Annotated in this window: 16 protein-coding genes and 2 CRISPR repeat arrays (1 of these 18 only partly in view); of the genes, 8 read left to right on the forward strand and 8 right to left on the reverse strand. The window is 64.4% G+C overall.

The window, feature by feature from the left end; translation table 11 throughout:
• Positions 1-219 precede the first annotated feature (219 nt).
• The 5 genes from RM25_RS01595 to RM25_RS01620 form a co-directional block, all read right to left on the reverse strand.
• Complete coding sequence (locus RM25_RS01595) at positions 220-1,134, reverse strand: DUF8370 family protein (protein ID WP_044635943.1); 915 nt, start codon at positions 1,132-1,134, stop codon at positions 220-222.
• A 155-nt stretch (positions 1,135-1,289) separates the two neighbouring features.
• On the reverse strand, positions 1,290-1,703 hold the full coding sequence (locus tag RM25_RS01600) for a hypothetical protein (protein WP_036940401.1): 414 nt from the start codon (positions 1,701-1,703) through the stop codon (positions 1,290-1,292).
• Between the two features lie 322 nt (positions 1,704-2,025).
• Positions 2,026-3,333, reverse strand: a complete 1,308-nt coding sequence (locus RM25_RS01605; RefSeq protein ID WP_044635944.1) for an ISL3-like element ISPfr1 family transposase — start codon at positions 3,331-3,333, stop codon at positions 2,026-2,028.
• A 124-nt stretch (positions 3,334-3,457) separates the two neighbouring features.
• Positions 3,458-4,783, reverse strand: a complete 1,326-nt coding sequence (locus RM25_RS01610; protein WP_026138135.1) for an ISL3-like element ISPfr2 family transposase — start codon at positions 4,781-4,783, stop codon at positions 3,458-3,460.
• 666 nt (positions 4,784-5,449) lie between these two features.
• A complete protein-coding gene (locus RM25_RS01620; protein WP_196488118.1) occupies positions 5,450-8,614 on the reverse strand; it encodes a DEAD/DEAH box helicase in 3,165 nt (1,054 codons plus the stop codon).
• Positions 8,615-8,884: 270 nt separating this feature from the next.
• Between RM25_RS01620 and RM25_RS01625 the strand changes: the two genes are divergently transcribed.
• Positions 8,885-9,886, forward strand: coding sequence for an IS481-like element ISPfr17 family transposase (locus tag RM25_RS01625; RefSeq protein ID WP_144406025.1), 1,002 nt, complete (start codon positions 8,885-8,887; stop codon positions 9,884-9,886).
• A 62-nt stretch (positions 9,887-9,948) separates the two neighbouring features.
• Here the strand turns inward: RM25_RS01625 and RM25_RS01630 are convergent, their stop codons facing one another.
• On the reverse strand, positions 9,949-11,265 hold the full coding sequence (locus RM25_RS01630) for an anaerobic C4-dicarboxylate transporter family protein (RefSeq protein WP_013160285.1): 1,317 nt from the start codon (positions 11,263-11,265) through the stop codon (positions 9,949-9,951).
• Between the two features lie 396 nt (positions 11,266-11,661).
• Positions 11,662-11,937 carry a hypothetical protein gene (locus tag RM25_RS01635; RefSeq protein ID WP_013160286.1) on the reverse strand — a complete coding sequence of 92 codons (276 nt, stop codon included), beginning with the start codon at positions 11,935-11,937 and terminating at the stop codon, positions 11,662-11,664.
• Between the two features lie 457 nt (positions 11,938-12,394).
• On the opposite strand from RM25_RS01635, the gene RM25_RS01640 reads away from it, so the two are divergent.
• The 6 genes from RM25_RS01640 to RM25_RS01655 all read left to right on the forward strand — a co-directional run bounded on the left by RM25_RS01640 (position 12,395) and on the right by RM25_RS01655 (position 15,375).
• Complete coding sequence (locus tag RM25_RS01640; protein ID WP_044635947.1) at positions 12,395-13,144, forward strand: HNH endonuclease family protein; 750 nt, start codon at positions 12,395-12,397, stop codon at positions 13,142-13,144.
• Between the two features lie 92 nt (positions 13,145-13,236).
• Positions 13,237-13,476, forward strand: coding sequence for a hypothetical protein (locus tag RM25_RS01645; RefSeq protein WP_129931507.1), 240 nt, complete (start codon positions 13,237-13,239; stop codon positions 13,474-13,476).
• A gap of 113 nt (positions 13,477-13,589) precedes the next feature.
• Positions 13,590-13,727 (forward strand): hypothetical protein, encoded by a 138-nt coding sequence (locus tag RM25_RS12945; RefSeq protein WP_196485194.1) that lies wholly within the window; start codon positions 13,590-13,592, stop codon positions 13,725-13,727.
• Positions 13,728-13,748: 21 nt separating this feature from the next.
• Positions 13,749-13,937: an alcohol dehydrogenase catalytic domain-containing protein gene (locus RM25_RS13475; protein WP_375710413.1), complete on the forward strand. Its 189-nt coding sequence runs from the start codon at positions 13,749-13,751 to the stop codon at positions 13,935-13,937.
• Positions 13,870-14,604, forward strand: a complete 735-nt coding sequence (locus RM25_RS01650) for a zinc-binding dehydrogenase (RefSeq protein WP_196485195.1) — start codon at positions 13,870-13,872, stop codon at positions 14,602-14,604. The genes RM25_RS13475 and RM25_RS01650 overlap by 68 nt, the downstream gene beginning before the upstream one ends.
• A 255-nt stretch (positions 14,605-14,859) precedes the next feature.
• Positions 14,860-15,375: a hypothetical protein gene (locus tag RM25_RS01655; RefSeq protein WP_044635949.1), complete on the forward strand. Its 516-nt coding sequence runs from the start codon at positions 14,860-14,862 to the stop codon at positions 15,373-15,375.
• 34 nt (positions 15,376-15,409) lie between these two features.
• Here the strand turns inward: RM25_RS01655 and RM25_RS01660 are convergent, their stop codons facing one another.
• Complete coding sequence (locus RM25_RS01660; RefSeq protein ID WP_013160292.1) at positions 15,410-15,916, reverse strand: hypothetical protein; 507 nt, start codon at positions 15,914-15,916, stop codon at positions 15,410-15,412.
• A 601-nt stretch (positions 15,917-16,517) separates the two neighbouring features.
• Positions 16,518-19,523: a CRISPR direct-repeat array (repeat unit 36 nt; unit sequence GCCTCAATGAAGGGCCCCTCCAGAAGGAGGGGCAAT).
• Positions 19,524-19,638: 115 nt separating this feature from the next.
• Here RM25_RS01660 and RM25_RS01665 point away from each other — a divergent pair.
• Complete coding sequence (locus RM25_RS01665; RefSeq protein WP_044635864.1) at positions 19,639-20,946, forward strand: ISL3-like element ISPfr1 family transposase; 1,308 nt, start codon at positions 19,639-19,641, stop codon at positions 20,944-20,946.
• Positions 20,947-20,995: 49 nt separating this feature from the next.
• Positions 20,996-21,604: a CRISPR direct-repeat array (repeat unit 36 nt; unit sequence GCCTCAATGAAGGGCCCCTCCAGAAGGAGGGGCAAT); it runs 1,094 nt beyond the window's last position.

The raw sequence follows: 21,604 nt of genomic DNA on the forward strand, positions 1-21,604 counted from the left end.
GTGTCTGGTGGGGTATACCCCGGTGGGCGGATCAGCTGCTCAGTGCGATTCGGACTCCTGGCTCGGTCAGGACATCACAAATCGACCAGGACTCCCAGGCGATCCAGATGCGGGGCGGGGGCGGGGTAGCCCTGGGCTGGACGTGGCGCACCGGCCCTGCACAGTGGTGGCCATGGTCACATACGCACGCTCGTCTGTGACCATGGCCACCACCATCTGCTAGGCCGCTGTGCCGTCCTCGGTGGTGTCATCGACGCGCTCGTCGACGAACCGCTCGAATGCGGCTATGAGGTCTTGCTCATCGTCGAAGGCATGGAGTGTCTTGGCGACGTTCGCCTGTCGGACGGGTTTCAGCTCGGCCCTCCTCTGGAGGACGTCCTTGGGTGTCTTCAGCCATTTGCCGTCGGAGGTGAGCACGGCCTGCGTGAACTGAACGTAGGAGAGCACGGTGGTCTCGTAGTAGCGGCGAGCTGACATGAGGAGATTCCGTCGGGCCCATCCCTTGGGGACCAGGAGGAGCGGGCGGTCGTTTGCGACGGGCAACCGACCACGAGCTGTTGTCCATCGCATGGCGTGCCGATCCCAAACCGGTCGTTCGACGGACTCGGTGTGGTGAGAGCCAGCCGTGAACTGCGGGTAGATGTCGAGCATCGCTGCGGTGAACTGCATGAGCGGGTCGAAAACGATCCGGGTAGTGATGTCGGAAGTGATGTCTCGGTCGATGCCTTCAACGAACATCGGAAGTTCTTCAAGATGACGCAGCACACCGATTCGAACCAGTGCTTCAACGTTTCCAAGAAGTGTGTCCCAGATCAAGGTGCCGACCTGGTCTGCACCGCCGTGGCCGTGTGTACCGGTTCTTGTCATGCCGAGGCACGTCTCGCTTGGCTCATGGAAGTGCTGGAGCAAATCCAGGCCGTGTCTATGTGTATCCTCACCTCCGTCCAGGATGCAGCGCGTCACCTCCGAGAAGAACGTGTCCATGTCTGTGGCGGCCATCTGCGCGTATGGTTCCGGACCTCCTGAGATGCGGATGGCATGAGGGTCGAGGAACAGGAGGTTGTCTCCCGTCACATCGACGTCGAGGAATGGGACCGGACCGGGGATCCCGTAGTAGGTACTGATGTTTGACAAGGCGTGTTGCCTCCTGGGTTGTTGCCCAAGGGGGAAGCAGTGGCTTGTGCCACAGGAAACTCCGCTACGCTGGTGAAGACTCACAAGTCATCATCTGCGCCCCTTGGGCCAGAGGCGGCCCGGGACTGTTCGAGCAGTCCCGGGCCGTCACATTCTTATGGGGTCGGCGATCCCTCCTTCGAGGATGCCGCCGGTTTCCTGTTGCCGTGGACCTCGGCGCTGTCGCCGTTGAGGTCGATGCACAAGATCCCGTCCTTCAGCGTGGGACGCCACCGTCGACTCACGCTCGTGTCGATCCCGTAGTACTGAGTGAACGCCGAGGCCGACAAAAGCGTGAGCCCCGTCCTGCTCTTGGGCTGAGTGCGGATCTGGTAGGCGTTCGGTGAGGCCGTTGCCGGCCGGATGCCGATGATGTTGTTCTCCCTGTCGAAGAGGAGCTCCACGGTTTCGGCGTTGTCGATCAACTTGTGGGCAGCACCGTTGAAGGAGAAGATCCCTCGCTTCTGGATCGTCACGCTCGGCTCCTTGCCCAGCGGAGCGACGCGCTTGTTGAAGACCTCGAATGCCATATCCACCTCCCAGATAGTTTAAACAAGAGTGTACCTAAGAAACGTTCGATCCCAAAGGATCGGACGTTGCCATCTCATCGCGTGAGCTCTTCACGTTGTCCACCGATGTGGGAATCGGCCGATTCGATCGTGCGGCAACGCGTGATTCGACTGCTTGCATCGCAGCACGGACACAATGAAACAGGGTGAATGCTCCTATCATCGCCGCGGCGTCCGCAGGAGGGGTGTCGTGCCGAACCATCCCGGGGATGTGTACGGTCGAGCCATGTCGTTCGGTCGGGGTGAGTGGGTCTTCGTGGATGAGTCGAAGGCCCACGGCTCTTCACGAACGAGGGTGTAGCGCGGGTCTGAATCCGCCGGCTTCGAGCAGCGACCGAGCGATGTAGTGGCTGAGGTTGCGGAAGCCGAGGGCCGTGCCGCGGAGGTGTTCGAGTCGGCCGTTGATCGCTTCGGTGGGGCCGTTGCTGGTGCCGGGGCGGTCGAAGTAGCCGAGCACGTCCGAAGCGCGCTGTGTGAGGGTGCGGGCGAGTTTGCGGATCTCGACGAGCTGCTCCGGGACGCTGGCGCTGATCTTGTCGATCGTGTGCGCGAGGAAGAATCTGCCCAGGCCGCGGTCCTTGTCCCGGTAGGCGGTGATCATGTCTTGGTAGATGCCCCACGTCGCTTCGACCTCGACGTGCCTGTCGTCGACGAACAGGGCATCTAGCCGCGCCTGCTGCTTGTCGGTGAGCAGACCGGCACCGGTGAGCAGGGTCCGTCTGGCCTGGTAGGGCGGATCGCCCTTCATGCCCCGCCGGCCGAAGACGTCGTGCTGTACCCGGCGTCGGCAGTTCTCCAGCGCGTCACCGGCGAGCCGGATCACGTGGAACGGATCCATGACCGGGGCCGCGTCGGGCAGTTCTTCGGCGGCGGCGGTCTTGAACCCGGTGAATCCGTCCATGGCGACGACCTCGATCCCCTCTCGCCAGGGCTTCGGTCTGGCGGCGAGCCAGGTCTTGAACACGGCTTTCGAGCGTCCGGCGACCATGTCCAGCAGCCGTGCCGGGCCGGTCTTGTCGCGCACCGGGGTCAGGTCGATGATCACGGTCACGTACGTGTCGCCGTGGCGGGTGTGTCGCCACACGTGCTCGTCGACGCCGATCGTGGTCACGCCCTCGAACCGCGCCGGGTCATCGATCAGCCGCCGGCGGCCCTCGGCGAGGATCGCGTCGTTCGCGGCGGACCAGGACACCCCCAGCCCTGCCGCGACACGCGTGACCGAGAGATGATCGAGGACCAAGCCCGCCAGCCCCCACGCCAACCCACCGCGGGAGATCTTCGCCCGTACCGGCGCGGCGGCCGTGGTGTCCTGCCGCCAGACCCGCCCACACCCGCAGCATTTGTAGCGCCGGACCCGGATCAGCAGGGTCGTGGGCCGATGCCCGAACGGCTCATGCGCGAGCCGACGGATCACCGTGTCGCGCGGGGCGCCCTCGCATCCACACTCGCGGCACCACCGGTCCGGCTCCACGACACGGCACTCGATCACCGCCCGATCCGGGTCCAGACGCTGCCCGACAGCCTCCAGGCCGAGCTCGTCGAGACCGCAGAACGTGGTCAGGCAAGGTGTAGTGAAAGTAGGGTGTGACACGTCGAGGTCTTCCGGCAGATGGCGAGTGTGAGAACTTCCATCCTCAGGGAGACCTCGACCCCTACCCGGCCACCGACACGCTCAACCCGCTACACCCTCGTTCGTGAAGAGCCCGTTTGGTGGCTCATCCCAATCGGGGGTGTAGGAGTTGGGGTCTGAAGCCGCCGGTCTCGAGCAGGCTTCGGGCGATGTAGTTGGTCAGGTTGCGGAACCCGAGTGCGGAGCCGCGCAGGTGTTCGAGCCGTCCGTTGAGCGCCTCGGTCGGCCCGTTGCTGGTGCCGGGTCGTTCGAAGTAGGCGAGCACGTCAGCGGCTCGCTTCTTCAGGGTCCGGCCCAGGGTGGTGAGCTCGGTGAGCACCTTGGGGACGCCGGCGCTGAGGTCGGTGATCAGCTTCTCCATGAGCTCGCGGCCACGTTGCCGGTCCTCGTGGCGATAGGCGGCGATCATGCGCTGGTAGACACCCCAGGTCGCCTCGACCTCGACGTGAGCGTCATCAACGAACAGCGCGCGTAGCCTGTCGCTCTGCTTGTCGGTGAGCAGGTCCGCGCCGGTGTGCAGCGTGCGCCGCGACTTGTAGAGCGGGTCGTCCCTGAACCCACGGTGCCCGTGGATCGCGAGTTGGACCCGGCGCCGGCACCTGTCGAGGGCGTCACCGGCCAGGCGCACGACGTGGAAGGGATCCATCACCGTGACCGCGTCCGGGATCTCCTCTGCAGCGGCGGTCTTGAACCCGGTGAAGCCGTCCATCGCGACCACCTCGACCGCGTCACGGAAGGCGTCGTCGCGGTCGGCGAGCCAGGTCTTGAACGCCGCCTTCGACCGGCCCTCGACCATGTCCAGCAGCCTTGCTGGGCCGGCGCCATCGCGGACCGGGGTGAGGTCGATGATCACGGTGACGTACTTGTCGCCACGCCTGGTGTGGCGCCAGACGTGCTCATCGACGCCAATGACCTTCACGCCCTCAAACCGCGTGGGGTCGTTGATCAGCAGCCGCTTGCCTTCAGCCAGGACCGCGTTGTTGGCGGTGTCCCACGCGACCCCGAGTCCCTCGGCGACACGGGCGACGGTGAGGTGTGCGACCACGATCCCTTCCAGCGCCCACCGCAGCCCGGTGCGCGAGAGCTTCGCGCGTGGCTCCGCCGCGGCGCTGGTGTCTTGGCGCCACACGTGTCCGCAGTCGGCACAGCGGTAGCGGCGCACTACAACTTCCAGCACGGTCGGTCGCCAGCCCAGCGGCTCGTGGGCCAACCGCCGGATCACGGTGTCACGAGCAGCGCCTTCGCTGCCGCACCGTCGGCACCACTGATCTGGTTCCACCACGCGGCACGCGAGGACCGCACGATCCGGTTCAAGTCGTTGTCCGGTCACGCTCAGACCGAGGCCGTCGAGTCGAGCGAAGGCGGTCAGGTCAGGGCGGCCGAAGCCGGCCGGCGGGGTAGCGTCGGACACGTCGAGGTCTTTCGGATGGATGGCGTAGGAACCTCCATCGTCGGGAGACCTCGACGTCTATCTGCGGACCGACGCGCCCGGCCGACCTACACCCTCATCTGAGAAGACCCCGTTTGGTAGCCACATCGTGAAAGTGGTAAAAGCCATGGTCAGGAGTGTGAGGACTCTCATTTTGTCCATTGTGGTGCCTTTCAAAAGCGTCCCGGGTCGGGTGTCATTCTGAATGGCTGCCGTGGCTCCGGGTGTCGTGTGCCACGACGCTAGGGGCGGCCACTGACAGTTCTTGTGCCTGTGGTGGGCGCAAGTGCCGGGCAAGCGGGCGATCCCCAACCTCCCCGCGCCGCTGTCGTCGGGCGATTTCGACCTACCGGGAACCTTGTTGGCCAGAAACTGTCAGTGGGGCCTGCTTCACTGAGGCCATGCAGGGTGCCCGCATGTGTGGCGATGAGTCACTGCAGTGCGCACCGTCAAGGGGATCCCGACTTTGCGATCCACCTCGGCCTCCAATTCGCCTTGCTGGACGAGATCAGGATTCCGGAACCCCTTCTGGAGGCGACTGGGGTCCTGCTGGACGATCCCGCCTTCGACCCTGACCTGCGCCCCGAGGCCATGGCATGGTGTGCTCAGCTCCGTTCGGGTGACGCAGCCGATCGCAACCTCCACTGATCAGGTCGCGGCGGCCCGTGCCGCCAGGTACAGGCCCTGGGGCATGGGCCGGCGAAGGCGCCATGTGATGCTGATCGGCTTGGAACCGCTGTAACTCACCAGATCGACCAGGCCCAGGAATGTGTACGGCGCTCCCTTGCCGAGGTCGTCGTTGCCGCGCTGGCGCACGAACAGTGCAAGGTCAAAGCTCTGGGCATGCTCGCCAAGCAGGCGTCGGCCGCTTGAACTGCCCGGGGTGGTTGCCGATTGCGACTGCCAGTGGAACAGCGTGTCGTTGATTGCGTAGTCCGCATACATGGTGCTGTCGGTGAAGGTATCCGAGTCCTTCTCCAACTGCACGCTCAATGCGCCGATTCCGGTCGACTCAACCCAGACGACCCCCTCGCGGACATCCCCGGGCATCCGCGCGTCACCATCGGCCCGGCCCACGCCGATCGCCGCCAGCAACTCCTCGCGTCGGTAGGTGCCGTGCACCACCAACGGGGTGCCGGCCAGGTTTCCCCCGGGCCTTTCGAACACGGCGCGAGATGCGTCGACCGAGGATTCCATGACTTCCCGCAGCTCATCGGAGAACCAGCCATGAGCCCGCAACACGTCGAGGCCGTCGCGGATGCTGCCAATGAGCTGGTCGTCCTGATCGCGGCCCTTGGGCCACACCGAATAGAACAGCATCTCCGCGGCGATGCGCTGCATGGGCCCCAGGTTGTCCCATTGTGGGCCCTGCGGTGAGCTCAGGGCCACATATGCCTGGGCGCGCGCCGGATCGTCGACATGGGCGAAATTGCGCACCCGACCACGCAGATAGGCCCCGGTGGGGCTGACGTCGATGGTCGTTGCGAGCCCCGCCCGATGCCGGATGAAGGTCATCTCCACCGGCTCGCCGCGGAACTTGGACCGGCCAAAGATGGATCCGAGGGTCAGTCCGGACTCGGCAAGGAACCGACGCAGCGAATACTCCGTCGGGCTGGCGGAGCGGCGGGCGTAGTCCGCGAACTCATTCACCAGGCGCAGCGTGGTGGTGGCCAGCTGCCTCTTCACATTCTTCAGGACTTCCTTCTGCGACATCTTGTCGAACTGGATCTCGCAGCCCGCCGGCAGCTCGCTGAACCCCTTCTCCACAGAGTCGACCAGCTGCTTGCGTCCCTGGCCGGTCAAGGCCCGCAGGCGGGGTTCGAAGCTGAAGTCCTCGCGCTGGTGTCCCACGAAGTCCAACACGGTGAGCACCGACTTTCCCGGTGCCCGACGCAGACCGCGTCCCAGCTGTTGCAGGAAAATCGTGGCCGATTGGGTCGGACGCAGCATGATCACCGTGTCGATCGACGGGATGTCGATGCCCTCGTTGAACAGGTCCACGGTGCACAAGCAGGCCAGCCTGCCCTCCCGCAGATCGCGGATGGCCGCCTCGCGGATTTCCCGAGACGACTGCCCCGACAATGCAACCGATGGCACGCCGGCCTGGCTCAACACATCCGCCATGTAGTGCGCGTGCTCCACGCTCACGCAGAAGGCGAGCGCCTTCATGCGCGTGGGATCCAGGATGCGGTGGCGCATCGCCGCCAGCACGAGCCGGGAGCGGCCGTCATTGTCCGTGTAGAGCCGTGACAACTCACCGGCCTGGTATTCGCCGCCGCTGGCCTTGACGCCGCGCAGGTCGGTGTCGTCCCACTGCACGAAGTAATGGAATGGCGCCAGCAGGTCGCCGTCGAGGGCGTCCCACAGGCGCAATTCCGAGGCGATCCGATCACCGAAGAAGGAGGCGACATTGACGCCGTCAGCGCGTTCGGGGGTTGCCGTCAGACCCAGGAGCTCGCGGGGCTGGAAATGGTCAAGGATGCGGCGATATGTTGCCGCCTCGGCGTGGTGGAATTCGTCGATCACCATCACGTCGAAGGCGGTGGGATCAAGCGCGTCGAGGTTCATGCGGCTCAGGGATTGCACGGACGCGAAGACGTGGCGATGCTCGGTCGGGTGTTCGCCGCCGACCAGGAGTTCGCCGAAGTTGGCGTCGTTGAGCACGTGGGCGTAGGTACTGCGGGCCTGCTCCAGGATTTCCTTGCGGTGGGCCACGAACAGCAGCGAGAGCGAGCCGGGCTTGTCGCCGCACAGCCGCAGGTAGTCCAGCGCGGCCAGCACCGTCTTGCCCGTGCCTGTGGCGGCGACCACCAGGTTGCGGTGGAAGTCCTGCTGGCGCTCGTGGGCAAGGTCGTCGAGCATGATCCGCTGGTGGGGCTGCGGCTGGATGTCGAGGAACGCGGCATCAAAGTGCCGGCCCGGTTGGGTAACGGCCTGCTTGAGGCTGGTGGCCAGCCGCTCGTCGTCGCGCCCGGGTAGGTAGGGCTCGAATTTCGGATCGTCCCAATAGGTGTCAAAAGCGGTCCCGAGCTTGGAGAACAATGCCAGTTCGTTGACCGCCGAGACCCTGACATTCCATTCCAGGCCGTCGACCATTGCGGCGTGCGACAGATTCGAGCTGCCGATGAAAGCGGTATGGAATCCGGAATTGCGGTAGATCATCCATGACTTCGCATGCAGGCGCGTGGTTCCGGTGTTGTAGTTCACCTTCACCTGGAAACCGAGCTCATCGGCCAACCGGTGGATCGCCGTGGCGTCCGTGGCGCCCATGTACGTGGTGGTGAGCAGGCGGACTGGCACGCCCTGCTCGTGCAGCATCGCCAGCGTGTCCATGATCGATTGGATGCCCGACCACTTGACGAAGGCGCACAGCAGGTCGACGCGGTCAGCGGTGGCGAGCTCGAGGTTGAGCGCCTGTGCCAGGGACTCGTCACGGCGTGCGTTGGTGATCAGGGTCGACTCGTTGAGCGGCGTCAGCGGACGCGTGGCATAGCGCGGACGGCCGTCGGTGAGCGACTGGAGCTCCATCGGATCGCCGCTGGAGTCAGTGACCAGCTGGGCACTGGGGCCGGCGATCTGCCGAAGGAGTTCGTTGGTTGTGTACACCGCCTTGTGGGGTGCCTCCGGCAGGGCGTTCAGATGCTCGCGCAGGGTCCGCTGCACCGAGCCCGACAGCGCCGCATCGCGCCGTTCGGCGGGAATGGGCTTGCTGGTGGCCTGCAATCCCGTGCGTTCGACGCGCGCCTGGAGTTCCTCGGTGAGCGGGGTCTCGTAGAGGCCCGGAGCCATGTCGTTGTTGGGATCGTCTGCCACCCGGCCAGGGTAACGGGTTCGGGCGAGTGCGGTGGCCAGTCCGATATGCGTGGGTAGGGGAGCGTTGGTGCGAATTGCCGAGGGCTATTCCAGGGGGCGGGTAGATGCCCGCACCCCTGGAATATCGGACCGTCAGAAAGGGCAGGCGCATCTTCCCGTGTGTTGTGCTCTAGGTGTACTTCCCCGGGAGGTTGTGAACGGGTGAGGTAGCGAAGACCTCCGGGCAGGATGTGGGTTACCACACTCACTCTCCTGACCACGGAGGTCTTCGTGACTCACGCTAACGCACCCTTGACACCGGAAGGGCGTCGTCGTCTTGCTGTTCTCGTCGTGGAACAGGGCTGGTCGTTGCGGCGGGCGGCGGAACGGTTCCAGTGCTCGCCCGCGACGGTGAAGCGGTGGGCCGACAGGTACCGGGCAGGGCTGCCGTTGATCGACCGTAGTTCGAGGCCCACCTCGTCACCGAACCGGCTTTCGCGTAAGACGGAGCATCGGATCGTCGCGTTGCGGTTCACTCGCCGGTGGGGTCCGCACCGGATCGCGTATCACCTGCGGTTGCACCGTTCCACGGTCGGTCGGGTGCTCGCCCGATACAAGATGCCGAAGCTGATCAACATCGACCAGGCCACCGGGCTGCCGGTTCGCCGCCCGAAGCCGACACGGTACGAGGTCGCCGCGCCGGGCCAGCTCGTGCACGTAGATATCAAGAAACAAGGCCGGATCCCCGACGGCGGCGGGTGGCGTGCCCACGGTCGCGGATCCATGCAGGACCGTCACGCGGGAGTGGCCCGCGACAAGGCAGCCCGTGCCGGGGCAGCCGGCTCTCGCGGCTACCGGTATCTGCACCACGCCGTGGACGACCACTCCCGGATCGCGTACTCAGAGATCCTTGACGACGAGCGCAAAGAGACCGCAGCGGGGTTCTGGACCCGCGCGAACGCGTTCTTCGCAGGCCTGGGCGTCACAGTCACCGCGGTGATGACCGACAACGGTTCCTGCTACCGGTCAGGCGCCTTCGCTGACGCGCTCGGCGACGAGGTGAAGCACAAGTGGACCCGGCCATACCGGCCGCAGACCAACGGCAAGGTCGAGCGGTTCAACCGAACCCTCGCCGTCGAGTGGGCCTACGCGAAGCCCTACGCCAGCGAAGCCGAGCGCGCCGCAGCCTACGAGACCTGGCTCCATCACTACAATCACCACAGACCCCACACCGGGATCGGCGGCCAGACTCCCTCAGCCCGCGTTCACAACGTCACGGGGAAGTACATCTAGGGGGCGGCTGTGTGGGCGGCCAACGCGTGGGAAGCGTTGAAGTCGCGGTAGTCGCCCGCGTGTCAGGCGACGATCGGCGCCCAGAAGAAGCCGAGGGCCACGGCGACGGCAATCGACACCGTCCCCGGAATCACGAACGGGTGATTCAGCACAAAGCGTCCCACCCGGGTCGATCCGGTGTCGTCCATTTCGATCGCCGCGACCGTCGTGGGGTAATTCGGCAGCAGATAGTAGTTGGCGACCGCCGGATAGCAGGCGAGCATCGTCGTGGCAGTCAGGCCGATCTTGGCGGCAACCGGCATGAATGCCGCGGTCGTGGCCGCATGGGAGAACAACAGGGGTGCGCAGAAGTAGAGGATCACTGCATAGAGCCACGGCACCTGGTGCAGCAGGCTGGAACCAACTGTCGTGATCTGGGACATGTAATTGTTGAAGAAGGTGGTGCCGAGCCAGGCCACGCCCATGATGCAGATGGCGGCAGTCATGCCAGCGCGGAAAGTGGACTGTGTCGTGACCTCGGACACCGGCTTGCGTGACAAGACGCAAATGATGGCGGCGGTGGTCATCATGATCACCATGATGGCCGACGAAGAATTGATGGGCGGGTTGCTCATGATGCCGAGCTGCTTGGAACTGATGGTGGCCCAGACCACGATGACCACCAGCGAGGCAAGGAAGATGAGCAGGCTGGGGATGGCGCTCGGGGCCGGCTTGAAGTCAGGCGCTGCGGCAGCGGCGCTGTGGCTCACAAGGCCCTTTGCCTCACGTTCCTGGTAGATCGGATCGTCCTTGAGCTCCTTGCCCTGACGCGATGCGACGATGGCGCCGACGGCACACCCGATGAAGGTGGTGGGGATCGTCACGGCCAACACCTGCAGATAGCCGATTCCCATCGGTTCCACCACGGTGGTCATTGCCACTGTGGCGGCCGAGATGGGCGATGAGGCCACCGCGACCTGGGAGGCGACCACGGCGATCGACAAGGGACGCGAGGGTCGCACATCGTGCTCCTTGGCCACGTCGACGATCACTGGAATCACCGAATAGGCCGTATGTCCGGTGCCGCACAGCAGGGACAGCATGAATGTGACGAAAGGAGCCAGATAGGTGATCTGCTTCGGATGCCGACGAAGCAGCACCTCGGTGAGGTGCACCAGGTAGTCCATGCCGCCGGCCACCTGTAGTGCGGCAATGGTGCAGATCACCGGAATGATGATGCCGATAACCGACCACGGGACGTCCTTGGCGGCGTCGGTATGGAGCCCTGTGGCCACCAGGACCAGCACTCCGGCACCGCCCGCCAGGCCGATGCCGACGCCTCCAAGCCGTGAGCCGAGGAAGACGAAGATGAGCAGAATCAGCAGATGCACCCAGATCATGATGGCTTCTTCCGGAGGGGGATGATCTGATCGCGGAGGGTCCGTTGGGTCGATTCTGAGATTACGCTGACCGTGGCCGTATTGATTTGAAATTGAGAAAGTCGATGATCAACGTTATGTGTCCCCTCAGGGCGGTGGTTACCGAGTGCGCGGCCGGGCCTGTGGGACGACCTCCTGGATGGTGATCGCCACGTTTCCGCTCTGTGGGGCGGGGCCCGCACAGCTGCACTCCACGGCCCGGGTGTCCCGGTCCTTTGAAGTGATCCGGCCGTCAGGAGGGCTGGTCGCTCGCCCCGGGCCCCCTCTTCAGCACCCTTGTCAACGAGCCAGTCCCGTCAAGAGGCCCGCTGTGGCTTCCTGTCCTGCCCGCGTCTGCCACCGCGTGAACAACTACAACTACGCCTTAGGGCGCGGACCGAGATACATCGCAAAATCCTCAACATCTTCAGGATCGGTGATCGACCAGATCTTGTCCGCATACTCCTTGGGGATCTTCACGCCCTTGAAATGGAGGTCTGACAGGAGGAGGCCCAAGGCGTCGTAAGGCTCTCCTGCCTCCTCGAATGCCCTCACCCCCTGAGCCTCATAACCATCAAGGAGGGCGCCAAACTTCGTCGTCAGGACTTCGAGCATCTCATAGGAAGTGGTCAGCGGCACCCGTGGCTGATCCATCGAGATCGACCCCCTTCATGGCGTGACGGTGGCAATGGCATTGAGGCCACTCTCGCCACGGCTTGCCAGCATCGGTAAGTGGCATCTTCAACAGCTTTGACCGAATCTGGCAGTTTCCAAAACAGGAGTCCCCGAGAGCCTCCGGTCCCTGCTGCCGAAGGGCGAACATGATGGCCCTCGATCAATTCGTCAGTCCAGCCTTCGGGAAGGTAGCGCTTGGCCTTCAATGCCTTGAATGATCCCTCGTTGACGCCATACCGCTCAGTATGGGCTAGTTACTTCTGTCGGACAGCCCCGCGACGGTATTAATACCAGCTCCTGACGTCGCTGGGTAGTTCGTCTTCGGTGATCTGGCGCAGGGTGCGGGCAGCGATTGCCGGAGCTCCGGGAGGTCGCCCCTCGTCCCATTCGTGTCACACCCCCTCACTAGAGTCATCACCGACAAGGGGGAACATCCATGGCGCACCACAGATCAGCCGGCTGGCTCGCGCTGGCGGCATTCGTTGCCGCCAGCGTGCTGGTGGGTTGCGACCCGCCCGCGACCACAGGCTCGCCCTCGACGTCGGCGTCGTCCTCCGTCGCAACAAGCACGCCCACGCCATCCATCACCCAGACCAGTGCGGCAGGCGAGGCGGTGGCCACCGGCGACGCGGAGGCCGTGCGCCAGCTGCTCAACACCTTGCCGGTGAAGGGCCGTGCCCCCAAGACGGGGTATGAGCGCAGCGAGTTCGGTACCGCGTGGAAGGACGTCGACCACAACGGCTGCGACACCCGCAACGACGTCCTGGCCCGCGACCTCACCGACAAGGTCTACAAGCCCGGCACCCACGACTGCGTGGTCGCCAGCGGCGTGCTGCACGACCCCTACACGGGCACCACCATCCACTTCACACGGGGCCAGAACACCTCCACCGCAGTACAGATCGACCACATCGTCGCCCTGTCCGACGCCTGGCAGAAGGGCGCCCAACAACTCAGCGCCGACCTGCGCACCCAGCTGGCCAACGACCCGCTCAACCTGCTGGCCGTCGACGGACCCACCAACCAGCAGAAGAGCGATGGGGACGCCGCTACCTGGCTGCCACCGAACAAGGCATTCCGTTGCACCTATGTGACCCATCAGGTGCAGGTGAAGGCGAAGTACTCCCTGTGGGTGACCCAGGCGGAGAAGGCCGCCATCACCAATCAACTCGGCACCTGCAGCTGAGCGCACAAGACCTCGGCACTCAGCGCGAAATGTCGTGGGAACAGATCCGCCCCATTCGACGTTCCATGAATGCATGCGAAGGAGGCGCCATGATGAGCACCACACCGGATACCGAACCGACAACGACAGGTCGGGCCCACGAGAAGATCACCTCGACCGAACTCGTGCCCATCGCACCTGCCGTGAAGCACCACCTCAGCGCCACCCCGCCCGCGACCCGCACCTCGCCATCGCGGGGACACCTCGAGGCACTGCGCGAACAACTGGCCCAGGGCGACCTGTCCATCGATGACGCCGCCCGCCTCACCCGCGAATACATCGACAACATCTGAGCCTGCCGAGAGCCCGCGTGGACGCGTCCCGACCACTCCCCGGAATAGTCGACGGCCCCATGGGTTGGTTCTTGTAGGGGCGCGATTCGGCGCGCCCCGGAACAGGAGCACTCATGGCACGCACGATGCACGCAGTCGTCACCCGCGACGGGGGCCCGCTCGACGGGTCGAACAGCCTTGTGGACGCCACCGTCGACGCCCCGGCGGCCCCCGAGGGGCACGACCTGCTGGTGGAGGTCCACGCCACATAGGTGAACCCGGTGGATACCAAGGTGCGTTCGGGCGGCAAGCCCAGCGACGGGAAGGTCCTGGGCTGGGACGCCGCCGGCGTCGTGCAGGGCGTCGGACCTGAGGTGACGCTCTTCGCGCCCGGTGACGAGGTGTTCTACGCTGGTGACCTCACCCGCGCGGGCTTCCGATGCGGAGTTGCAGCTCGTCGACGAGCGTATCGTGGGGCATAAGCCCCACACCCTCGACTTCGCCGCGGCCGCTGCGCTTCCCCTCACCAGCCTGACCGCCTACGAGGCCCTGTTCGACAAGCTGCGCCTCACCGCCGACAGTTCCGGGACGTTGCTCGTGCTCGGTTCGTCGGGAGGCGTCGGCTCGGTGCTCATCCAGCTCGCCAAGCAGCTCACCCACGTCACGGTGATCGCGGCCGCATCACGCGAGGAGTCCACGCAATGGGCCGTCGACCTGGGTGCCGACCACGTGCTCAACTACCATGACGATGACTTTGCCGACCAGATCGTGGAATTGGCGCCGGGCGGTGTCGATGATGTCTTCAGCGCGCATAGTCGCGGCCAGATCCCCTTGTTCATCAAGGTATTGCGCCCCTTCGGGCAAATCGTCGCCATTGACGACGAACCAGAACTTGATTACTACGCCCTGAAGAACAAGGCGCTCACGTGGCATTGGGAATTCATGTTCGCCCGCTCCATGTTCCACGCTCCGGACCTGATCCGCCAGCACGAAATCCTGGAACGCATCGCCGAACTGGTGGATACCGGCCGCGTGCGCACCACCCTTACCCGTGCCCTGCAACCCTTTGATGCCGCCCAGCTCCGCGAAGCGCACCGGGTGGTCGAGAGTGGGCACGCCCTGGGCAAGATCGTGGTGGCCCGCAGCTGACACCGGCGTCCCGGGTGTGATCGGGGCCCTCCTGCAGCCAGAGATGGCGGTTTTCTCGGCGGCAGCAGTAGGCCAATCCGGGTAAGGTTCCGCAGCGGTGCGCCGGTGGTGGCGTCCGGGCGCAGGTCCGAGGTGGTGTCCAGGCTGGGCGGGCGTGCCGCTATGTTGCTTGGACGCGTTGTCATGACGCGCCGCCCACCCAGCGCCAACCGGCCACACCTGCCGTGAACTGATCGCCGAACAGGAGACACCCCCGTGTCCGACACCCCCCGTCCGTCACATGATCCCCGCCCGAAGGTGACCCTGCGCACCGTGCTGATCGCGATCGGCGTCGTGCTGGTGGTGCTCATCGCCGGCGCCATCGTGGTGACCACCCGCAACGCGTCCACGCCCGACACGAATCCCTCGCCGGTGGCGCCGGCCCCCGTGTCGACCACATCGAGTGGGGCGGTCGCCAGCCGTGCGGCGATGGTGGAGGAGGAGAAGCCCGACTCCGAGCACGTCATTGAGTTCCGGGCGACGACGAATCGTCCCGGTTTCGTGGTCTACCGCGTCACCGACGGTGAAGGAACGCGCGCCGATATGACGCAGAGCTGGTCACACGAGGAGCGCGTGAAGAACCTGGACGGCGTCTTCCTCAAGGTCAAGAGCCTGTCGGGAGGCGACGCTGACGCCGAGGTGAGCTGCCAGATCCTGGTGGACGGACAGGTGTGGGGCTCGGATTCCGGGTCGGGACGCGGCGCATTCAGCAAGTGCCTGTTGCGCGGCTGACCCGGTCTCGGAGGTAGCCGCCCCGCGACGATTCCTACTGCTGATCGGGGGTCATCGTGCCCAGTTCGCCGTTCTCGGCCTTACCGACGGGCATCGGAACCCACTGGATTCCGGTCTTGATGCTCAGTTCCTTCATCATCTGGCCGATGTGCATGAGGTCGGTGCCCAGCAGCTCGCCGGTGTACGGGGTGGACTCGTCCATGCTCTTGAGGAAGCCGGCCATGTCGACGGGCACCTCGAGCGTGCCGTAGCGGTCGGAGATGATCGGAAACGGCGCGGCATTGGCCAGTGCCACCTCATTGGCCGAATCGCTCTGGTCGATCGAGGGGAGCAGCGGCGCGCCCAGGTCCTCGGAGCGACGCACCAACAGTTCACACAGGCCGACGATGTCCTGGGCGACGGGGTGGAACTTCTTGTCGTCCTCCAGCTGCAGGGCGTAGCTGCCATTGATCTCGAGCTGCACGGGCACCAGGCGCACCTCGGGACGTTCAGTGTCGTCGCTCTGGGGTTGATTGTTGGTCTGGCCCGGGTTCTCGATCATGTGCGTGGTCTCCTGCCGTTGGCGCCCCCGCATGAGGGGGTTTGTGAGTGGTGGCCCAGCCTACCCATGACGGGTTTGCTGGGCGCAGGGGCAATGAAGGGCCCCTCCGTGAGGAGGGACTTTGGCGGGTGTCGCAAATGCCCATCTATTGGCGTCAGCCTCAATGAAGGGGGCATGCCTTGCCGGCCCCGCCGGATTTAACCGTAGCGGGGGGAGCTGTGTGGGGGCACGTCTCGGCATCGCCAGTGCGTGACGAAAACGCCTTGTCATGGCGGTTGTCAGGTCCGGAAACGCCTAGGGCTCGTGCGCGGCCACGTGGCCTTGTCAGTGAGCGCTGATCGGGGTGACGGGTCCTCGCGCGGGTGGACGAGAGGGTGGGCGGTTGGACGGAATCGGTGGCTCTTGGCGCCACCGGGGGTGCGAAAAAGGGAAGGTGGGTCAGCTGGGCGTCTGCCCTACCTCCCACCTTCTCATGGCGAGTCTAGCTCTCGGCGCCGGCGGGAGTTCCGTGAGTTTCGGGACGTTGAACGGGTGGAGGGCTTCGCCCGGGGAGAGGGGCAACGCCACGTCAAGGCGCCATCGTCTCCGAGAGCTGGCGCAAGCCTCAATGAAGGGCCTCTCCAGAAGGAGGGGCAATGGTTTGATCCATACCCGGAATGATCGCTCTTTCGCTCCTCAATGAAGGGCCCCTCCAGAAGGAGGGGCAATCCGCCCGAACTCTAGGTTTCTGTGCGCACACCATGACGCCTCAATGAAGGGCCCCTCCAGAAGGAGAGGCAATACGGCAACCGTCCCTCGCCGAGCCGGGGCCTTGGTGCGGCCTCAATGAAGGGCCCCTCCAGAAGGAGGGGCAATTGGGCAAGACGACTCTGTCCACGATTGAGGGTGACGGCCTCAATGAAGGGCCCCTCCAGAAGGAGGGGCAATTTGCGATCATCTGGTCCACGTCGAGCCCGGTGCCGCCTCAATGAAGGGCCCCTCCAGAAGGAGGGGCAATAGAACGTCAGCCCCATACCCTCAAGCACCTGACGGAGCCTCAATGAAGGGCCCCTCCAGAAGGAGGGGCAATATCGTCTGCTTGGCAGTCTCCGGGATACCCCCAAAGATGCCTCAATGAAGGGCCCCTCCAGAAGGAGGGGCAATCCTACGGTTTGACGATGAGCAAGGGTGAGATCGAGCCTCAATGAAGGGCCCCTCCAGAAGGAGGGGCAATGTGGGGCCCTTCTTGATTTGTCCTTGTGGTACACAGTGCCTCAATGAAGGGCCCCTCCAGAAGGAGGGGCAATCTTATCGAACGGCGGAAACCAATCGGAACGGCCGCCGCCTCAATGAAGGGCCCCTCCAGAGAGAGGGGCAATTGGACCTGCCCGCCTGGACCCTGCCCGCCGGCCACTTGCCTCAATGAAGGGCCCCTCCAGAAGGAGGGGCAATGCGAGGGCCAACCAAACGAACTGCCAACAACAAGGAGTGCCTCAATGAAGGGCCCCTCCAGAAGGAGGGGCAATTTGAGTCGCGAAAAGCCTTTAACGAGAGCCACCCCTGCGGCCTCAATGAAGGGCCCCTCCAGAAGGAGGGGCAATCCCGAGCAGCGTCCCGAGCGGCGTTCAGAGCGGCGCCGCCTCAATGAAGGGCCCCTCCAGAAGGAGGGGCAATCTCCGCCGAGGTCGGTGGATTTTACAACGAGTGGGTGCCTCAATGAAGGGCCCCTCCAGAAGGAGGGGCAATGGTATGGTCGTCCACGGCGCTAGAGGGTAAGACCGGTAAGCCTCAATGAAGGGCCCCTCCAGAAGGAGGGGCAATCCGGACCAGCCAGATCGCTGGTCGCCGACGCGAAGCCTCAATGAAGGGCCCCTCCAGAAGGAGGGGCAATGCCCTCGGCACTGCTGGCGTGTGATCTGATGCGCACGCCTCAATGAAGGGCCCCTCCAGAAGGAGGGGCAATCACCTTGTAATCAAGTCTGTCAAGTGAGCTGGTAGGGCCTCAATGAAGGGCCCCTCCAGAAGAAGGGGCAATATCACCCCTTCAGCAGGAAGCCAGTGGACCTTACCGGCCTCAATGAAGGGCCCCTCCAGAAGGAGGGGCAATCCTGTGCAGTCGGTTTCCACCGTCGATGTCGACAGGCCTCAATGAAGGGCCCCTCCAGAAGGAGGGGCAATGGTCCGGTTCGTCGGGGTCTTCGAGCAGGGTGACGCGGGTGCCTCAATGAAGGGCCCCTCCAGAAGGAGGGGCAATGCCACGAAGGGTGAGTCGGTGACGGCGCGAGAATAGGCCTCAATGAAGGGCCCCTCCAGAAGGAGGGGCAATATTCGCCAGGTGAGCGGGAAGGGTGCAAATAGCTAGCCTCAATGAAGGGCCCCTCCAGAAGGAGGGGCAATTGTGCGACGCCCAGCCGGCGCCAACGATATTGTGGTCGCCTCAATGAAGGGCCCCTCCAGAAGGAGGGGCAATTTCAACGACCGGCCCGACGCCTTGAGCTCCTTGACGAAGCCTCAATGAAGGGCCCCTCCAGAAGGAGGGGCAATGGTGAGCTCTGACTGGATTGTGTTCATGTGGAGACCGCCTCAATGAAGGGCCCCTCCAGAAGGAGGGGCAATAGGAGGCGTCCGCCATCCCTTTTCCAGCCAGGCATCGGGCCTCAATGAAGGGCCCCTCCAGAAGGAGGGGCAATCTGGAGGCGCTGCGAGGTGCCGCCAGACAAGAGCCTCAATGAAGGGCCCCTCCAGAAGGAGGGGCAATTGCTTGCTCAGAGCTTGTCTCTTTTGGTCGTTTTGCGCCTCAATGAAGGGCCCCTCCAGAAGGAGGGGCAATTGCTTGCTCAGAGCTTGTCTCTTTTGGTCGTTTTGCGCCTCAATGAAGGGCCCCTCCAGAAGGAGGGGCAATTTGCTGTGCAATGGCAGTCACTCCCGGTGGTCTTGCCTGCCTCAATGAAGGGCCCCTCCAGAAGGAGGGGCAATTCTCCGCCACCAAGGCCAAGGAGACCCTGCCGCCCGACGTGCCTCAATGAAGGGCCCCTCCAGAAGGAGGGGCAATTTGTTTCTCCCTAAAACTTTAGTGTATATCCGACTTCTGCCTCAATGAAGGGCCCCTCCAGAAGGAGGGGCAATCAGAAGTCTGTGCCGTCCGGGCGAACAGACTTAAAGCCTCAATGAAGGGCCCCTCCAGAAGGAGGGGCAATAATAGGTGCGGTTCATGCCGCGACCGCGACGCTCGGGCCTCAATGAAGGGCCCCTCCAGAAGGAGGGGCAATCAGTCGATCCGTCTGTCGAAGGACTCGAACGGCCAGCCTCAATGAAGGGCCCCTCCAGAAGGAGGGGCAATGGGTTTACGCGAGGGTGAGCATCAATGCCTACCCGCCTCAATGAAGGGCCCCTCCAGAAGGAGGGGCAATGGGATGGTTGGAGATGGTCCGCCCGATCACATCGACGCCTCAATGAAGGGCCCCTCCAGAAGGAGGGGCAATGATTACGGCTTTTCCGTTCAGGAATTAGCGGACGGTGCCTCAATGAAGGGCCCCTCCAGGAGGAGGGGCAATCTCCTGCTCGTGGAGCCTGTAGGTGCCATGTGGACCCCGCCTCAATGAAGGGCCCCTCCAGAAGGAGGGGCAATCTGGCTCTTCACGAACGAGGGTGTAGCGGGTTGAGCGTGTCGGTGGCCGGGTAGGGGTCGAGGTCTCCCTGAGGATGGAAGTTCTCACACTCGCCATCTGCCGGAAGACCTCGACGTGTCACACCCTACTTTCACTACACCTTGCCTGACCACGTTCTGCGGTCTCGACGAGCTCGGCCTGGAGGCTGTCGGGCAGCGTCTGGACCCGGATCGGGCGGTGATCGAGTGCCGTGTCGTGGAGCCGGACCGGTGGTGCCGCGAGTGTGGATGCGAGGGCGCCCCGCGCGACACGGTGATCCGTCGGCTCGCGCATGAGCCGTTCGGGCATCGGCCCACGACCCTGCTGATCCGGGTCCGGCGCTACAAATGCTGCGGGTGTGGGCGGGTCTGGCGGCAGGACACCACGGCCGCCGCGCCGGTACGGGCGAAGATCTCCCGCGGTGGGTTGGCGTGGGGGCTGGCGGGCTTGGTCCTCGATCATCTCTCGGTCACGCGTGTCGCGGCAGGGCTGGGGGTGTCCTGGTCCGCCGCGAACGACGCGATCCTCGCCGAGGGCCGCCGGCGGCTGATCGATGACCCGGCGCGGTTCGAGGGCGTGACCACGATCGGCGTCGACGAGCACGTGTGGCGACACACCCGCCACGGCGACACGTACGTGACCGTGATCATCGACCTGACCCCGGTGCGCGACAAGACCGGCCCGGCACGGCTGCTGGACATGGTCGCCGGACGCTCGAAAGCCGTGTTCAAGACCTGGCTCGCCGCCAGACCGAAGCCCTGGCGAGAGGGGATCGAGGTCGTCGCCATGGACGGATTCACCGGGTTCAAGACCGCCGCCGCCGAAGAACTGCCCGACGCGGCCCCGGTCATGGATCCGTTCCACGTGATCCGGCTCGCCGGTGACGCGCTGGAGAACTGCCGACGCCGGGTACAGCACGACGTCTTCGGCCGGCGGGGCATGAAGGGCGATCCGCTCTACCAGGCCAGACGGACCCTGCTCACCGGTGCCGGTCTGCTCACCGACAAGCAGCAGGCGCGGCTAGATGCCCTGTTCGCCGACGACAGGCACGTCGAGGTCGAAGCGACGTGGGGCATCTACCAAGACATGATCACCGCCTACCGGGACAAGGACCGCGGCCTGGGCAGATTCTTCCTCGCGCACACGATCGACAAGATCAGCGCCAGCGTCCCGGAGCAGCTCGTCGAGATCCGCAAACTCGCCCGCACCCTCACACAGCGCGCTTCGGACGTGCTCGGCTACTTCGACCGCCCCGGCACCAGCAACGGCCCCACCGAAGCGATCAACGGCCGACTCGAACACCTCCGCGGCACGGCCCTCGGCTTCCGCAACCTCAGCCACTACATCGCTCGGTCGCTGCTCGAAGCCGGCGGATTCAGACCCGCGCTACACCCTCGTTCGTGAAGAGCCGGCAATCTCGGGTCGCCGCGCAGGTCGCTGCTCGGGACGCTGCGCCTCAATGAAGGGCCCCTCCAGAAGGAGGGGCAATTGGTTTCCTGTGAGCGTGTTGTAGGCGCTCTGATAGCCGCCTCAATGAAGGGCCCCTCCAGAAGGAGGGGCAATACCGAACATGCCCTCAGCGCCATAACGCGACTTCGCGCCTCAATGAAGGGCCCCTCCAGAAGGAGGGGCAATTCTGGCTGTGGCACCTATGCGAAGGATGCCTTGGGCCTCAATGAAGGGCCCCTCCAGAAGGAGGGGCAATATTTTGCTCACCCCCTTTCATCAAAAAACTGAATGCCTCAATGAAGGGCCCCTCCAGAAGGAGGGGCAATAATCCTTTCTCCCCTTTCACGCAGTTCGATGAATGGCCTCAATGAAGGGCCCCTCCAGAAGGAGGGGCAATTGGTGGAGCTTCCCCCTTGACATCGCGAATACTATGGCCGCCTCAATGAAGGGCCCCTCCAGAAGGAGGGGCAATTCGCAAGCTATCCAGGCGAACGCCACCATGACGTCCCGGCCTCAATGAAGGGCCCCTCCAGAAGGAGGGGCAATATGAGGACCTTCTCGAAGCTCGGGTTGATCAGCAAGCCTCAATGAAGGGCCCCTCCAGAAGGAGGGG

The sequence above is a fragment of the Propionibacterium freudenreichii subsp. freudenreichii genome (assembly GCF_000940845.1).
GTDB classification, from domain to species: Bacteria; Actinomycetota; Actinomycetes; order Propionibacteriales; family Propionibacteriaceae; genus Propionibacterium; species Propionibacterium freudenreichii.

Coding starts and splice junctions, on each gene's coding strand:
- RM25_RS01660 (WP_013160292.1), bottom strand. CDS start 15,916: ATGATCGAGAACCCGGGCCAGACCAACAATCAACCCCAGAGCGACGAC.
- RM25_RS12945 (WP_196485194.1), top strand. CDS start 13,590: ATGGCACGCACGATGCACGCAGTCGTCACCCGCGACGGGGGCCCGCTC.
- RM25_RS01640 (WP_044635947.1), top strand. CDS start 12,395: ATGGCGCACCACAGATCAGCCGGCTGGCTCGCGCTGGCGGCATTCGTT.
- RM25_RS01600 (WP_036940401.1), bottom strand. CDS start 1,703: ATGGCATTCGAGGTCTTCAACAAGCGCGTCGCTCCGCTGGGCAAGGAG.
- RM25_RS01630 (WP_013160285.1), bottom strand. CDS start 11,265: ATGATCTGGGTGCATCTGCTGATTCTGCTCATCTTCGTCTTCCTCGGC.
- RM25_RS01635 (WP_013160286.1), bottom strand. CDS start 11,937: ATGGATCAGCCACGGGTGCCGCTGACCACTTCCTATGAGATGCTCGAA.
- RM25_RS01645 (WP_129931507.1), top strand. CDS start 13,237: ATGAGCACCACACCGGATACCGAACCGACAACGACAGGTCGGGCCCAC.